Source organism: Psychrobacter sp. BF1, assembly GCF_019279065.1.
Lineage (GTDB): Bacteria > Pseudomonadota > Gammaproteobacteria > Pseudomonadales > Moraxellaceae > Psychrobacter > Psychrobacter urativorans.
Map to the genome: position 1 here is coordinate 89,636 of NZ_JAGYWV010000004.1, position 14,947 is coordinate 104,582.

Annotated in this window: 13 protein-coding genes; 2 read left to right on the top strand and 11 right to left on the bottom strand. The window is 41.7% G+C overall.

Features of this window, described 5'->3' with window-relative positions; genetic code table 11:
- Positions 1-96 precede the first annotated feature (96 nt).
- The 3 genes from KZA12_RS06455 to yghU form a co-directional block, all read right to left on the bottom strand.
- Positions 97-1,788, bottom strand: coding sequence for a DEAD/DEAH box helicase (locus KZA12_RS06455; RefSeq protein ID WP_218689652.1), 1,692 nt, complete (start codon positions 1,786-1,788; stop codon positions 97-99).
- Positions 1,789-2,385: 597 nt separating this feature from the next.
- Positions 2,386-3,501: a DUF1176 domain-containing protein gene (locus tag KZA12_RS06460; RefSeq protein ID WP_218689653.1), complete on the bottom strand. Its 1,116-nt coding sequence runs from the start codon at positions 3,499-3,501 to the stop codon at positions 2,386-2,388.
- 384 nt (positions 3,502-3,885) lie between these two features.
- Positions 3,886-4,746 carry a glutathione-dependent disulfide-bond oxidoreductase gene (yghU, locus tag KZA12_RS06465; protein WP_218689654.1) on the bottom strand — a complete coding sequence of 287 codons (861 nt, stop codon included), beginning with the start codon at positions 4,744-4,746 and terminating at the stop codon, positions 3,886-3,888.
- 426 nt (positions 4,747-5,172) lie between these two features.
- On the opposite strand from yghU, the gene KZA12_RS06470 reads away from it, so the two are divergent.
- Positions 5,173-6,549: a DHA2 family efflux MFS transporter permease subunit gene (locus tag KZA12_RS06470; RefSeq protein WP_218689655.1), complete on the top strand. Its 1,377-nt coding sequence runs from the start codon at positions 5,173-5,175 to the stop codon at positions 6,547-6,549.
- Between the two features lie 142 nt (positions 6,550-6,691).
- Here the strand turns inward: KZA12_RS06470 and bfr (KZA12_RS06475) are convergent, their stop codons facing one another.
- The 3 genes from bfr (KZA12_RS06475) to KZA12_RS06485 all read right to left on the bottom strand — a co-directional run bounded on the left by bfr (KZA12_RS06475) (position 6,692) and on the right by KZA12_RS06485 (position 8,227).
- Positions 6,692-7,171, bottom strand: coding sequence for a bacterioferritin (gene bfr, locus KZA12_RS06475; RefSeq protein ID WP_201621998.1), 480 nt, complete (start codon positions 7,169-7,171; stop codon positions 6,692-6,694).
- A 78-nt stretch (positions 7,172-7,249) separates the two neighbouring features.
- Positions 7,250-7,738 carry a bacterioferritin gene (bfr, locus tag KZA12_RS06480; RefSeq protein ID WP_201621999.1) on the bottom strand — a complete coding sequence of 163 codons (489 nt, stop codon included), beginning with the start codon at positions 7,736-7,738 and terminating at the stop codon, positions 7,250-7,252.
- 297 nt (positions 7,739-8,035) lie between these two features.
- Positions 8,036-8,227, bottom strand: coding sequence for a bacterioferritin-associated ferredoxin (locus KZA12_RS06485; protein WP_201622000.1), 192 nt, complete (start codon positions 8,225-8,227; stop codon positions 8,036-8,038).
- Between the two features lie 595 nt (positions 8,228-8,822).
- Between KZA12_RS06485 and KZA12_RS06490 the strand changes: the two genes are divergently transcribed.
- Positions 8,823-9,164, top strand: a complete 342-nt coding sequence (locus tag KZA12_RS06490; protein WP_218689656.1) for a metalloregulator ArsR/SmtB family transcription factor — start codon at positions 8,823-8,825, stop codon at positions 9,162-9,164.
- Between the two features lie 132 nt (positions 9,165-9,296).
- Here KZA12_RS06490 and KZA12_RS06495 read toward each other — a convergent pair whose 3' ends face one another.
- From KZA12_RS06495 to KZA12_RS06515, 5 genes are all read right to left on the bottom strand, one after another.
- Positions 9,297-10,019, bottom strand: a complete 723-nt coding sequence (locus tag KZA12_RS06495) for a sulfate/molybdate ABC transporter ATP-binding protein (protein WP_201622002.1) — start codon at positions 10,017-10,019, stop codon at positions 9,297-9,299.
- Between the two features lie 100 nt (positions 10,020-10,119).
- A complete protein-coding gene (gene cysW, locus KZA12_RS06500; protein WP_218689657.1) occupies positions 10,120-11,061 on the bottom strand; it encodes a sulfate ABC transporter permease subunit CysW in 942 nt (313 codons plus the stop codon).
- Position 11,062: 1 nt separating this feature from the next.
- Positions 11,063-11,947: a sulfate ABC transporter permease subunit CysT gene (gene cysT / locus KZA12_RS06505; protein ID WP_201622004.1), complete on the bottom strand. Its 885-nt coding sequence runs from the start codon at positions 11,945-11,947 to the stop codon at positions 11,063-11,065.
- A 180-nt stretch (positions 11,948-12,127) separates the two neighbouring features.
- A complete protein-coding gene (locus KZA12_RS06510; RefSeq protein WP_201622005.1) occupies positions 12,128-13,225 on the bottom strand; it encodes a sulfate ABC transporter substrate-binding protein in 1,098 nt (365 codons plus the stop codon).
- Positions 13,226-13,441: 216 nt separating this feature from the next.
- Entirely contained in the window at positions 13,442-14,596 is a 1,155-nt protein-coding gene (locus KZA12_RS06515; protein ID WP_218689658.1) for a sulfate ABC transporter substrate-binding protein, read from the bottom strand.
- Between the last annotated feature and the right edge of the window lie 351 nt (positions 14,597-14,947).

A 14,947-nucleotide genomic window follows, 5' to 3' on the forward strand; every position in this document is an offset into this window, starting at 1 on the left:
ACCAAAAAAAGCCAGATAATAACTATCTGGCTTTTTTGACTCGCTTTAAAGGTTATTTAACAGCTGAAATATTATCAGTTGCTAAACAGCCGTTAATTAAGAGTTTTTGTTACGGTTGCTGCCTGCAGGACGACCTTGGCCGGCACTACCTGCACCTGAACGGCTAGCTGGACGACCTTGGCTACCGCTTGGGCGACCGCGACCAGTTGCAGCGCGTTCGCCACGTGGGGCGCTAGTGCCGTCAGTACGTTTGCCTTGATAAGGCTTGCCGCCAAAGCGATCATTAGGCTTACCTGATGCATCACGTGGCTTACCTTGATAACCGCTGTCATTGCTGGCACGTTGACCAGTAGCGCTGCTGCTATCGCTTGAACGACCACGGCCTTGAGGACTGCTGCCACTAGGCTTACCTGCATAACCACCGCCAGCTGGACGACCACGGCCTTGACCATTACCGCCGCCTGCTGAACGACCACGACCACGGCCACGACCATTACCTTTATTTTCGGTTGGTACATAAGTCTTTTTAGGCTCTAAGCCTTCAATGACTGATGCTTCCATTTTGCGGTTAAGATAGCGATTGATAGCATTTAATTGTGGACGATCATCCATGCTACATAAGCTGATAGCTACACCACTACGGCCAGCACGACCACAACGACCGATACGATGGACGTAATCTTCAGTTTGGCGTGGTAAGTCATAGTTAATAACGTGTGATAGTGCTGGAACGTCAAGACCACGAGCAGCGACATCAGTTGCTACTAAGATTTTGCATTTGCCGTTACGTAAGTCTTGCACGATACGGTTACGCTTGCTTTGTGGCAAATCACCATGTAAGAAGCTAGCTTTGTGACCATCTTCTTGTAGCTGTTTGGCTAGCTTTTCAGTGCTACGTTTAGTAGCTGCGAAGATGATTACTTGATCAACGTCTTGCTGACAAACGATTTTGTCTAAGATTTTGTTTTTATGATTGAAGTCATCACAGTAATACACTGTCTCATCGATGTGAGCAGATTCAACTTTGATAGCAACGCGTTCAGGGTTAGTAGTAAAGGTAGCGGCGATTTTGCCAACAGGACCATCCCAAGTTGCAGAACACATAATAGTCTGACGATTAGTAGGAGCTGCGCGTAAGATGTCACTGATATCATCAGCAAAACCCATATCGAGCATACGATCCGCTTCGTCAAGTACTAGTACTTCAAGGTTTGACAAGTCAACGCGACCAGCATTGATATGGTCAAGTAGACGACCAGGAGTCGCAACGATAACTTGTACACCCTTTTTTAGAGCAGTAATCTGACCGTTATAAGGAGCGCCACCAACTAAAGGTACACAAAATAGACCACGCATATCTTTAGAATAAGTACGTACGCTATCATGTACTTGCTGAGCAAGCTCACGTGTTGGCGTTAGGATAAGAGCTTTAGTAAGTTTGTCAAAGCTAGTAGCACGGCTCAAGCGATCAAGTACTGGGATCACGAATGCAGCTGTTTTACCACTACCTGTTTGCGCAGACAATAGTAAGTCACGACCTTCTAGAGCAAAAGGAATAGCTTGTGCTTGAATAGGAGTTGGGTTGGTGTAACCACTACGCTCAAGTGCCGCAAGAATTGGCTTGGCAATGTTAAGGTCAGCAAAAGTGGTTTGGTTTTCTTCAGAATTGGCTTCAGAAGTGCTAGCATCAGTAGCTTGTGCAGTAGTATCTGTAGTTGCCGTATCTTGGGCAGTAGTGTCTTCGATAATACCGTTTTGTGCAGCGATTGTAGATAAGATGTCAGTCATGAGAATCCTTGGTAGAGTAAGCCGCTGCAAATTCAGCGAACTTGATGCATACCACTGATAACCGTTCATCATATAGAGTGTTTATTGAAAATAATCAATAAAGGCTCTATATGGCGTCTGACGTATTTTGGTGGTAGTGCCGAGTGTCTTATCCTTGCTTGTCACAGTCAAACTACAGTAGCTTTATCCAAAGCAAGTAGTAGCAAATAACAATCAATTTAATCCATCACATAGGATTAGTAGATAAGATATGAGTCAGAAATAACCCTAGTACTAAAGCAGTATTAAAGCGTTATTTAAGTACACAAAATCATCGGCAACAATTACTCTTGGTCATCCCAGACCCAAAATCGTAGGCGATGTTATCAATCTCATAATTCACGTCAACCTAAGCTAACGTGGCGACGTAGTATAGCATAATAAATACATTATGCTTATATATTTTAAATTTTTAGTTAAAGGTAGTGGTTAAACCGTAAAGCTTAGCTCGATAATAGTGTTTTAACTTCTAGTGTTTTTTAGCAACTATCTTGCAAAGTACTGCTTTGTCCCTCTGCCATACCAGATTGATTGCCCGTAGCGAGGACAGAAAACCTTTTAACGTTTCACTTGCGATACTAAAGTGGGTAGCCACCAAGCACCACCCTCAGCTATCAAACGACAAAGACCCGTAGTACCTTCCTTACTTTTAGCAAAGCCTTTCCCAGTCCATACCCATTCAGTAATAGCCAAACAGTCTCCGATACCACGCCCCTTTTGTACTGAACTGATAATACCTTTTTCATCGTAAGCAGTAGCAGAGGTAGTGACTAGTTTTGGATTGTAAGGTTGGCGATCATTCATGACCCACATGCCATCCCCAGTGTTGTAAGCGCCTGACCAGCAGTTATGTTGCGCTAATAATTGAGTGCTGTTTAGACGTTTAACCTTCCATGGGTTCTTGTTATATAGCCTTGGGCAGTCATTGCTTAGATCTTTGATCGTGCCTTTCATGATATCACTCAATTGCGAGGACTTAAGGCTAAAGCTTTTATTACTATTGGCATCGGCAACTGCATTAGGAAGCACTAAGTTTAGCTGCGGGGCATCTACAGCTGCTAACACATTACTGTTGGGCTTATTAGGTTTTGGATTAAGCAAGGCGCTGGGTGTGCCGACTCGCCCTTGTGCTTCATCAGCTTTTAGCATGATGGCTGTAGCCCCATGATCTGATACTTGCCAGCGTGAGTTACGCACTACTAGCTCAATCTTGCTAGATTTAGTAAGGGAGTCTAATAAGGTTTTGACTTGGCTACTAGAAAGAGCTGCATAGCCAGCTCCTAATGATGAAGACGTGGTCTCCCCTAAGTCTTTGCCATCAATAAATAGTGACACCCGATGACGATTACCTAATTCTAACAGCGCTTTATTAGAGCCGTTTTTGTCACCACCGAGCTTAATATCGCCCGTTATTTCAGCTCTATTACCCGCTTGACGAGTCAATAATATAGACGCTGGAAAGTCACTAGTGAAATCAGTTTGATAGCCCGCCATACGACAAGTGCGAGTATTATCACAAACCAGTTGCCAATCTTGGTTAATTAACTCTACAGGGGTGGCAGCTATGCTACTTAGGGGACTAATCATAATAGTGCTGATGGCAGCTAGTAACTTCAGACTAAGGTTACGCCATCTAGTATTAGGCTGCTGAATAATAGGGTCGATAGTTAGCATCACTGGCCTCGCAATTAGACTAAATAGGGTCAGCTTGTTATAACTACTGACGTTCTCATAAGGTTAGGTACTCATCTTAACTTATCTATGTTTCTATCTGTTATATCTATGTTTCATCATGTAATTATTGAAGCATTTAGGCAAATTTACTTAGGATAATCAATATTACGCCGCTCTTAGAACTAGTGGTTACTCTAACAAACGAATAAAGGCCAATAGAACGGTATATTGTCTATTGGCCTCGAGATAATTACTGGTTGGTAATTGGTTCTAGTGGTTAGTTTATGGCTCAATAACCATTAAACATAGCTAGTTATTTGCTAGTTATAGTTCATTGATAGCCTTAGTTTATCAGCCACTAGAGTTTAAAGATAAACCTTTGCCTTAACTAATAGGCTGTAGCTCTAAGTCTATTGCGCGTTTGACCGCAGGACGATCCGCTATGGTTTGCGCCCATCGCTGTAGGTTTTTGTAGTCAGCTACTTGTAGGAATTCAGCGGCATCATAGAGCTTGCCGAGCGCTAACTGACCATACCAAGCCCAAATGATAATATCTGCAATATTATAATCTGACTCATCATCGCCACACATATAAGTGCTAGTTGCTAAATGTTGGTCTAGAACATCTAGCTGACGCTTAGTTTCCATAGTGAAACGGTTAATAGGATATTCCATTGGCTCTGGCGCATAAGCATAAAAATGTCCAAAACCGCCTCCTAAGTAGGGAGCACTACCCATCTGCCACATTAGCCAAGACAAACACTTAGCTCGTGCTGCAGCCTGCTGCTTATCACTTTGTAGCGGTACAAACCTCTCAAACTTCTCCGCTAAGTACAATAGGATAGAGCCTGATTCAAATAGAGCTATAGGCTGACCTTGCTCATCAGTTACAGAGTGATCGACTAAGGCTGGAATCTTAGAGTTAGGGTTTATGGCGACAAAATCAGAGCCAAACTGATCGCCTGCAGAGATGTCTATTTTATAAGCATCATAGGCCGCTTGTTTTATACCCAACTCGCTAAGCTCTTCTAATAGAATATTTACTTTAACTCCATTAGGGGTGTTCAATGAGTACAATTGCAACGGCGCGTCGCCTACTGGTAGCTTTTGCTGATGACGTGATCCGGCCGTCGGACTATTAGTGCTAGCGAACTTGCCACCATTTTCTTTATCATTAGTCCAGATTTTAGCGGGCATATAAGCGGCCTCTTGAGTAGTACTAGTTTGCTGGTTATCGTTACTCATAAAAAATCCTATTATTTGTATCGTTATATTATATATATCGTTGTTAACGGCTGGGGTTTATTAAGCCGGTTTATTACAGTTAGCTGTTGGCCTGAGATTGTATTTATAATGAAAGCCTAAGAGAACATGTATACCGTAAAAGCTAGCTATCGGCAAAAATCTAAATAATCACTGCCCTACTATAGCGAGTGCTGGACTCCGCAATAAAGTGCGCTGATGTAAGTAGTGTAGGTGTTTCTAAACGATAGCCTAGTGGCGCTTTACTAAACTGTGATTTGACAGTGGTATTTAGCACGACAGCAAACCGTTACTTTGCTCATCTTTAATTACTGCAGAGTTGTTCTTATACTACAGAATATTTTATAAATTTCTTCTAAATAGACTGCGCGAAAGCTTGTATGCTGCCGCTGCGGTGGTGATATTAATATGGTGACGCTAAGCGCAACACAAAGTAAATACCTGCCCTATGTGTTAGCGGTGGCATTATTTATGCAGATTTTGGATGCAACTATCCTAAATACCGCCTTGCCACAAATGGCACAAGCACTGGGCGAGTCACCGTTGAAGATGCAATGGGCAGTCATCAGCTATGCTTTAACTTTGGCGATATTTATTCCTATTAGTGGCTTTTTAGCGGACAAATATGGCACTCGACGAGTATTCTTATCGGCTATTATCGTATTCTGTATTGGCTCTATACTCTGTGCTACTGCCCCTAATTTAGATTTTTTGATTGGCGCACGTATCGTACAAGCTATTGGTGGAGCGATGATGACGCCAGTTGCACGCTTAATCCTAGTCAAGTCCTACCCTCGTAATAAACTACTAACTGTTATGAACTTTGCGGTTATTCCCGCTTTAATCGCTCCATTGGTCGGTCCCTTGCTTGGCGGTTATATAGTGCAATACGCCAGCTGGCATTGGATATTTTTGATCAATGTGCCGATGGGTGTGGTTGGTTTTATTTTAGGCAAAAACTTGGTGCCAGCGCTATTTGAGGAAACTGAGGGTTTAGACTGGCGAGGCTTTGTACTATTCGCTTTAGCTGCTTGTGGTCTGACCTTGGCAGTAGAGCTTGGTTCACAAGCTGGGCGTGGGTTTTATGGGTTGCTATTAGTACTTGGTGCAGGGCTATTCCTAACGGGCTATATATGGCATGCCAAGCGCTATCAGCAGCCATTATTTCCTTTAAGTTTATTCAGTATTCGTACCTTTCGGATTGGCATCGTCGGCAACTTATTTACTCGCTTTGGTATTAGTGCGGTACCGTTTTTATTACCCTTATTATTACAAGTAGTATTTAAGTATTCACCTTCGCAGGCAGGATGGCTATTAGCGCCTATTGCTGTTGGTGCTATCGGGGTTAAGCCCTTTGTCAGTAAGATTATCCAACGTTATAGCTATCGCAAAGTATTAGTCTACAATACCTTGCTATTAGGCCTACTAATTATTGTTTTGGCACAGTTTGGAGACGCTTCACAATGGCCTTGGTTCATTCCGGTACTGACAGTGATGGGTGCTTGCAACTCTATGCAATTTAGTGCGATGAATACTATCACTATTGGCGATTTACAAGGTCAGCAAATCAGTAGCGGTAATAGTCTTATGGCGGTCAATCAGCAGTTGGCAATCAGTTTCGGTATTGCCAGCGGTGCAGCGCTACTGAACTTGCTACGTGAGCGTTTACAACTCGATATTTTGACGGCGTTTCAGATCACTTATTGGATACTAGGTATCGTGACCATAGTCTCAGGGCTACATTTTTTACGTCTGAAACCTGAAGATGGTCGCGGGCTCTATTAAAGGTTAAAGGTTATAAAAAAAAGCCAGTATCAGAGCTGAGGCTGATACTGGCTTTTTTGACTGGATAAGCATATAGATATGAGCAATTAACTTTAGCTAGAGCCACACTTGCAGACGCTAGAGTCTATATAGCGCCTTTTATCTATGGCGTATCATCATCAATTTGTGACTGGATATAGTTCTGTATGCCGATACTAGTAATCAGATCTTTTTGAGTATCTAACCAGTCATCATATTCTTCGTTACCATCTTTGAGCTTGACTAGTAGCTGGCGAGAAACATAATCTTTATGCTCTTCACATAGGCTGACCGCCTCAGTGATGATATCGAACTTTTGCTGCTCTAGACGCAAGTTACAGTCAATCATCTCAGCCACATCTTCAGCGATAAACATCTTACCTAAATCTTGTAGATTAGGCAGACCACCTAATAATAATATACGACTAATCAGCTCGTCAGACCACTTCATCTCAGCGATAGACTGCTTATAAAAATTGTCATTTAGGGATTCAAGTCCCCAGTGCCGAGCGATACGAGCATGCAAAAAGTATTGATTGATAGCAATCAATGACTGCCCTAATACTTTATTCATTGCACGAATAACTTCTTTATCGCCTCTCATTCTGTCTCTCCTTACTAATTATCAGCCAATTACTAGCTATCTTGGTATCTACTAGGACCGTTATCTATCAAACCTCAACTAAACTAGATTTGGTGGTACTTCAGCCATTTGGCTCTGTAGATAATTAGGCAGGCCAATCATATCGATAAGACGCAATTGCTGCTCAAGCCAATGAGCATGGTCTTCTTCAGTATCTTTTAGCTGCTCAACTAACATATCACGGGTCACATAGTCGCGCTCTTGTTCACAGATAGCGATACCTTCTTTGAGATGTTGTTGTACTTGATACTCAAGGTTAAGATCAAGTTGTAGCATTTCAGGAACAGTTTTGCCAATATGAATAGCATTGACACTCATATTCGGTGTGCCGCTAAGCATTAGAATACGGCGAATGATAGCTTGGGCGTGCAGGGTCTCATCTGCCATCTCGTGATGAATACGATCATATAATTTACCATAGTGCCATTCAGCATACATCTCAGAATGGATAAAGTATTGGTCACGAGCCGCTAACTCTCCCCCAATTAAAAAGTTTAAATAATCAATAACTTTTTGGCTGCCTATCATAACGTTGCTCCCCTGTCATATTATATATCTTAGCTCAATATAGTAACACATAGACGCTGTCAGAGGCGTAGCGCTAGCGAACTAAGAATAAGATGTCAGTTGGCAATGATAACTAATTCTATATTCCATACTATAGACTGTATATTCTATACATAGTACTGCATTTATAATGTTTATGAAGTATGCTTTTAGCCATAAAATAACCGCCCAACTCAGGATGAGTAAAAGGCGGCATAAGCAATACTATTTTTGGGGCTAATCTCTAATACAGTTATTTACAGATCGGGTTAGCTATAATCAAACCGCGTAGGCTAAAACATCCAGCTTAGAGTGGTGCGCTTCTAAATAATCATTAACCATAGGCTCGCAGCATCCACAACAAGTAGCTACATCTAGCGCGTCTTTTAGACCATCAAGGGTATTAATACCAGAGGCAATGGCCACTTGGACTTGTTTTTCTTTTACGCTATTACAGATACATACGTACATGGATTTTCCCCTACATTATCCTGACTTATTATTTATTGATATCCCAATAATTTTATAATAACGATAACTATTACTATTTACAATAGCTTTTAGCTAATTGAATCAGCACGGTGTTTATGATTGATTATTTAAATGAAATCAACTATCGCCCTCTACAATCAATACTAACTCTAAATCGTTGCCACCATTCGCTACCTATTATTAAGATGATGTGTTACTAATATTCTTTTATGTGAGAATAGAAGGTTTTTAGTCGATGAAAGGTAACAATAATATGATGAATGGTAATAAATTTGCTAAAATTGCGAAACTTAATAATAATTGGCTGCAGAATTTGCTATATTAGGTGGCCTATTAATCGTTGCAACGGCTTACACTGCCCATTGATGCTCTTTTGAGCTCAAAAGTAGTCAATATATCGTTTATTACCATGACGATTGATGCCCCTATTTACTAGATATTTTACTAGATATATAGTGGCTAATCTCTCAATGACTTGCCAGTTCAATTATCGATTGTCGGGTTGATTTGTAATGGTTATGGCAACTAAAATGAAACGCATATGCAGGTTGAAAAATACATTTGGAGATACTCTATGTCTGACAATAACTTTACGGTACAACCTACTGAGTTGACCATACAACCTATTGAGTTGTTTAAAGTACTGTCTGATCCTACTCGCTTGAAACTATTCCAAATCTTGTTCCAAAAACAGGCTCGTTGTGTTGGTGAATTAGTCGAGATGCTTGAGCAGCCACAGCCAATGATATCAAGACACTTAAACCATCTCAAAAAACTGGGTATCTTAAATGCCGTTCGAGAAGGTACTTGGATGTGGTATGAGATGTCTGATGACTTGCCTGATTGGTGTCAAAATATATTACAGACCACTTATCAAGCGTTATCAGAACAACAAGATATCATGAGTGACCAATAGCTATCTATTTGTTGTGATGGCAGCTAACAAAAAAGACCTAATAGATTAGGTCTTTTTTGTTAGGAATCAGGTTGTGCTCGATAGTTTTTATTAACAGTTTCTATTAAAGACTACCGTTAAACATAGTTTAAATTATACTATGTCTAGGAAGTCGCTGACAAAGGCGTTAGTAGGGTTATGAATCAGCTCTTCTGAGGTGCCTACTTGCTCAACACGGCCATGATTCATAACTACAATTTCATCGGACACCGCACGGGCCTCTTCTTGATCATGAGTAACCATAATGCTAGTAATTCCTAGCTCGTGATGAATATTCTTCAGCCAACTACGCAGCTCTTTACGCACTTTGGCATCGAGCGCGCCAAACGGCTCATCCAATAGCAACAACTTAGGTTTTACAGCTAAGGCACGTGCTAGAGCAATACGTTGACGTTGACCGCCAGACAATTGATGTGGATAGGCATTGGCCACTTGCGGCAGTTGTACTAACTCCAACAGCTCCGCTACTCGCTTGTTAATATCTGCCTTATTAGGTCGCTCAGCTTTTGGCAGTAGTGTCAGCCCAAAGGCGACGTTATCAGCGATATTTTTATGACGAAATAATGCATAATGCTGAAACATAAAGCCGATATTACGCTTTTGTACTGGAGTATTAGTCACCTCAAGCTCATCGAATAATATCTGTCCAGAGTCGGCGTATTCAAGTCCAGCAATAATACGTAGCAAAGTCGTTTTACCACAGCCTGAAGGACCTAATAGCGTGGTTAGCTTGCCCGTAGGCACAGTGATATTAATGTCGTTTAGCGCATTGAAGTCACCAAAGCTTTTATTCACATTTCTAATTTCAATACTCATGTTTCAATACTCATATCAGTTGCTATTCTTAGGTTTGTTAAGTCATAGTCTTTAGTCATGCCTGCCACTCATTTATACGGGTAGCTGACTAGGCCGTTAACTACTTCTGGGAGTCAGTAGGACTCTTTAAATCAACGGTCGCATTGGCGCTTACTGGTAACTCAGGCGCACTAACTAAACGCTCAGATTTAGCAAATTTACGATCTTGCAGGTTGGTCATGACTTGCTGAACTAATAACGTCACTAAGGCTAAGGCTGCCAATATACTCGATAAAGCAAAAGCGGCAGTAAAGTTATAATCATTATAAGCAATCTCTACCAACAGCGGCATAGTGTTAGTCTCACCGCGGATGTGACCGGATACTACACTCACCGCACCAAACTCACCCATAGCTCGCGCATTAGTCAAAATCAACCCATATAACAAGGCCCACTTAATATTAGGCAAAGTAATATGCCAGAATGTCTGCCAACCGCTAGCGCCTAGTGTCAAAGCGGCTTGTTCCTCAGAATCACCTTGAGATTGCATCAAAGGTATCAGCTCACGTGCTACAAAGGGAAAAGTGACGAATAAAGTGGCTAAAATAATCCCAGGCACTGCAAAAATAACTTGGAACCCCATGCCTTCGAGCCAGCCGCCGATAGGAGAGTTAAGACCGAATAGCAAGATAAACATTAGCCCTGCAACTACTGGTGACACTGAAAAGGGTAAATCAAGTAAAGTGGTGACTAGCTGCTTACCTTTAAATTGGTAACGAGTGACTAACCAAGCAATTGCCACCCCCATCACCATATTAATCGGTACTACAATAGCCGCAGTAATTAAGGTCAGCTTAATAGCTTGTAAGGCTTCAGGCTCTACAAGAGAAGCAACATACAATGCCCAACCATTTTTAAGGGCTTCGTAGAACACCGCAAGTAGCGGAAAAACCAACATGATAATCATAAATAAGACAGCAATAGTAATAAATAGACGTCTAATCCATGGCGTATCTTTGGTCGCAGGATTGCTTTGATAATCGTAGCTATTGGCTATTTGCATCTTAGCGAGCTCCTACGCGGCGTGACAGTTTCCACTGCACTATATTGATCGTTAATAAGATAACAAAGGAGATCAGCAGCATAAATAACGCTACTGCCGATGCACCTTGAATATCAAATTGCTCAAGCTTACTGATGATAATAATAGGTAAAATCTCAGATTCCATCGGTATATTACCGGCAATAAAAATAACAGAACCGTACTCACCAGTAGCCCGGGCAAACATCATACCTGCACCCATTAATAATGCTGGCAACAGCTCTGGTAATATTACTTTTTGAAAAGTTTCAAAGCGGTTGGCACCTAGTACCGCAGCAGCCTCTTCAAACTCAACTGACAACTCTGCTAGTACCGGCTGTACAGCGCGGACAATGAATGGAAAGCTCACCACAACTAGCGCTAGCCATATCCCTATCGGCGTGAATGCCACTTGAATACCAACTTTATCAAACCATTGACCAATAAGACCATTTGGTGCATAAAGCGTAGCAAGGGAGATACCCGTAACGGCGGTCGGGAGCGCAAAGGGTAGATCCACTAAAGCGTTGATTAAAGATTTGCCCCAGAACTCATAACGTACTAATACCCACGCCACTAAAGTACCGAATACCATATTGGTTAACATGGCTAAAAACGACATCCATAAGCTTAGCTTAATAGCGGCGGCGACTTGCGGCTGACTAATAGTTGACCAAAAACCCGTCCAACCCATCTGAGTGGTGGTATAAGCCATCATCGCAAAGGGTAATACCACCAATAACGATAAGCTAAACACTGTGATGCCCATGCTCAGCCCAAAACCTGGCAGCACATTGCGTTGGCGCAGACGTGTCAGCCAGCCCCTTTTGTGACTAGGTTTGTTGGCCGAAGATCTAGTTGCACTCATAGTAATGTCCTGTTGCCTATCTGATGGTACTTATTGTCAACACCATGTATATCAAGTTTATTATTAGTATGCTTACGGTATAAAGGACATAGCGCGAGTGGCCATGTCCTTTAGGGGGTTTATTCTATTTTTGCAGCAATGCTGTTTTTAGAATAAGACTATTGACCGGCTGTTTAAAATCTACTGCGGGGCGTTCACCGCTAACTTATCAAACACACCGCCGTCACTAAAGAAAGTACCCATAATCTCATCCCATGAGCCAAAGGTATCATTTGGACGGAAAGTTTCGATTGCTGGCAATTTATCACCGTTTTTATCTAGCACGCTTTTAACACTTGGACGTAAGTAAAGATCGGCAGCTAATTGCTGAGCCGGCTCGCTCCATAAATAGTCAAGATAAGCTTTTGCGGCAGCAGTAGTGCCTTTTTTATCAGTCACACTGTTAACGATAGCAACGGGGCTTTCTGACTTGATAGAGTATTTAGGATAAATGATGTCTACTTTGCCTACGCCAAATTGGGTAGCGGCAAGGTTGGCTTCATTCTCAAAAGTGACTAATACATCACCAATACCACGTTGAACAAAGGTAGTAGTAGCCGCACGACCACCACTTTCATAAACTTTTACGTTTTTGAGCATGTCTTTAACGTAGCTTTTAGTTTTGGCTTCATCCTTATTAAAAGCATGCAGACCGTAACCATAAGCGCCTAAGAAAGCATAGCGACCATTACCAGTGACTTTTGGATTGGCCATTACAATTTCGACACCCGGTTTAGTCAAATCTTCCCAATCCTTGATGTTTTTTGGATTATCTTTACGCACTAAGAAGACGATAGTACTAGTAAAAGGCACGGCATTATCAGGAAACTGCCCTTCCCAGTCACTAGCTACTAAGCCTTTTTGCTCAAGTAACTCAATATCTGAACCTTGATTCATAGTAGCGACATCTGCTTGTAGTCCATTAGCAACTGACAAGGCTTGCTTGCTTGAACCCCCATGAGACTGGTTGACAGTGATATTTACATCTGGGTTTTCAGCTTTATAGTGTTCGATAAACAAAGGGTTATAGTCTTTATAAAAGTCACGTGCTACATCATAAGAGACGTTTAACAGCTCAATATTTTGAGTCGCAGTTGACGCGCCATCAGTCTTGGCAGCCGTATCGACTTTATCATTATTGCTACAGCCAGCAAGTCCGAGGCTAAGCGCTACACCTGCAATACTTAAGGTGCTCAGGGTCTTTTTTTTGTGCTGATAGCTTGCTGTATTAGATGTCATAACGGCCTCAAAGATGTTTGTTAAGTAATGCAGGTATGCTACCAGCGTCAGCTTATTATCTTTAATGATGAATATGCGTATGTTTCTGCCAAAATGGAATATCAAAGTGTCTTTATGCGCTCCTGAGTGCATAGAAGGACTCAGGTCGTCATTACACTTATCTATTCCATCGGTAGTACTGTAGCTGTTTGACTAGAGATCAATTGAGACTAATCGTTATTTTTTTGGTTGCACGGCTAGCTTATCAAACAGCGCACCATCTACAAAAAACTTATCCATGATGCTATCCCATTCACCAAAAACTTCAACGGGCTCAAAGGTTTGAATATTTTGTAAGGTACCTGCATGAGCAGCTAAAATCTTTTTATCGCTAGGTCGCAAATACATCTTAGCCATTAATTCTTGAGCAGGTTTATCCCAAAGCGCTTGCAGATAAGTGGTTGCTGCTTTAGTGGAACCTTTTTTGTCAGTCACAGCACTGACCACAGCAACAGGATTATGGATAGTAATTGAGTAGCTAGGATAAATAACCTCGACTTGACCTTTGGCATGCTGCGTTGCTACCAAATGCGCCTCATTTTCAGTAGTGATTAGCACATCACCGAGACCACGCTGAGTAAAGCTAGTAGTTGCTGCGCGCGCGCCGTTGTCATAAGTAACCACATTTCCCAACACTTTTTTCATAAAGTCGTCGGTCTTTTGCGGTTGATTGACTGGCTCCTTAAATTGATGCAATGCGGCGCCATAAGCCCCTAAAAAGGCATATCTAGCGGTGCCACTAGTCTTAGGGTTGGGCATAACAACTTCGACATCAGATCTTGCTAAATCCTGCCAGTCTTTGATCTGCTTTGGATTGCCTTTACGAACCAGCAGTATCATAGTAGTCGTATAAGGGACCGCATTATCAGGGAAAGCTTGGCGCCAATCGGCCTTAACTAAGCCTTTCTCAACCAGCATATTCATATCGCTTTCTTGATTCAAGGTCACTACATCAGCCTGCAAACCATTGGCAACCGATAGTGCCTGCTTACTAGCGCCACCATGCGATTGCTTGATATCAACAGTACTATCTGGGAACTGAGCCTTATAAGCACTAGTAAATAGAGGGTTATATTCCTTATAAAAGTCGCGTGATACATCGTAAGAGACGTTGAGTAAGCTGATATCTTGGTTTTTATCTGCCGTAGCATTAGTCTCACTTGCCGCCTTATCGTCTTTGGCACCTTGAGTCTGGTTACAGCCGGTAACGAGCACTGCCATTGTCAGTGCTCCACTTGCCATCAGTATGCGCGGTAAAATACTGCTCTGATTAGATTTTAAAGATTTATTAGCATGGCTTAATACGTTAAGCGCTTTAATGGCAGATTGCATGGTCATTCTCTATAAGTTAGATTTATGTTGTAAATTCATTGAACTGTTTTTATTAAAATTATTACTAGAGGATAAATTAAAAGATACACATACAGGACAAGGCGTAATGACGCTATGAACCATAGAGGCTATGCTAGCAGCTTGTCTGCATTACTCTTAGTGACAAAAATGCGTATCAATTTATTAACTTGGCATAAGGATACTGTTAGATATCCTTCATTATTCTAGTTTGTATAGTCGTTATTCAATAAGCTGATAAACTAGCTCTCAGATAGCTTATAATGAAGGCTATGGCTTTATAATTGTCTTGAATAAGCTTGATTAATAGCAAAGTTTAACCAGCGCTTGTTA

Bases quoted from the DNA above. Each gene is read 5' to 3' on its own strand.
- KZA12_RS06455 (WP_218689652.1), bottom strand. From the start codon at position 1,788: ATGACTGACATCTTATCTACAATCGCTGCACAAAACGGTATTATCGAA.
- KZA12_RS06460 (WP_218689653.1), bottom strand. From the start codon at position 3,501: ATGCTAACTATCGACCCTATTATTCAGCAGCCTAATACTAGATGGCGT.
- yghU (WP_218689654.1), bottom strand. From the start codon at position 4,746: ATGAGTAACGATAACCAGCAAACTAGTACTACTCAAGAGGCCGCTTAT.
- KZA12_RS06470 (WP_218689655.1), top strand. From the start codon at position 5,173: ATGGTGACGCTAAGCGCAACACAAAGTAAATACCTGCCCTATGTGTTA.
- bfr (WP_201621998.1), bottom strand. From the start codon at position 7,171: ATGAGAGGCGATAAAGAAGTTATTCGTGCAATGAATAAAGTATTAGGG.
- bfr (WP_201621999.1), bottom strand. From the start codon at position 7,738: ATGATAGGCAGCCAAAAAGTTATTGATTATTTAAACTTTTTAATTGGG.
- KZA12_RS06485 (WP_201622000.1), bottom strand. From the start codon at position 8,227: ATGTACGTATGTATCTGTAATAGCGTAAAAGAAAAACAAGTCCAAGTG.
- KZA12_RS06490 (WP_218689656.1), top strand. From the start codon at position 8,823: ATGTCTGACAATAACTTTACGGTACAACCTACTGAGTTGACCATACAA.
- KZA12_RS06495 (WP_201622002.1), bottom strand. From the start codon at position 10,019: ATGAGTATTGAAATTAGAAATGTGAATAAAAGCTTTGGTGACTTCAAT.
- cysW (WP_218689657.1), bottom strand. From the start codon at position 11,061: ATGCAAATAGCCAATAGCTACGATTATCAAAGCAATCCTGCGACCAAA.
- cysT (WP_201622004.1), bottom strand. From the start codon at position 11,947: ATGAGTGCAACTAGATCTTCGGCCAACAAACCTAGTCACAAAAGGGGC.
- KZA12_RS06510 (WP_201622005.1), bottom strand. From the start codon at position 13,225: ATGACATCTAATACAGCAAGCTATCAGCACAAAAAAAAGACCCTGAGC.
- KZA12_RS06515 (WP_218689658.1), bottom strand. From the start codon at position 14,596: ATGCAATCTGCCATTAAAGCGCTTAACGTATTAAGCCATGCTAATAAA.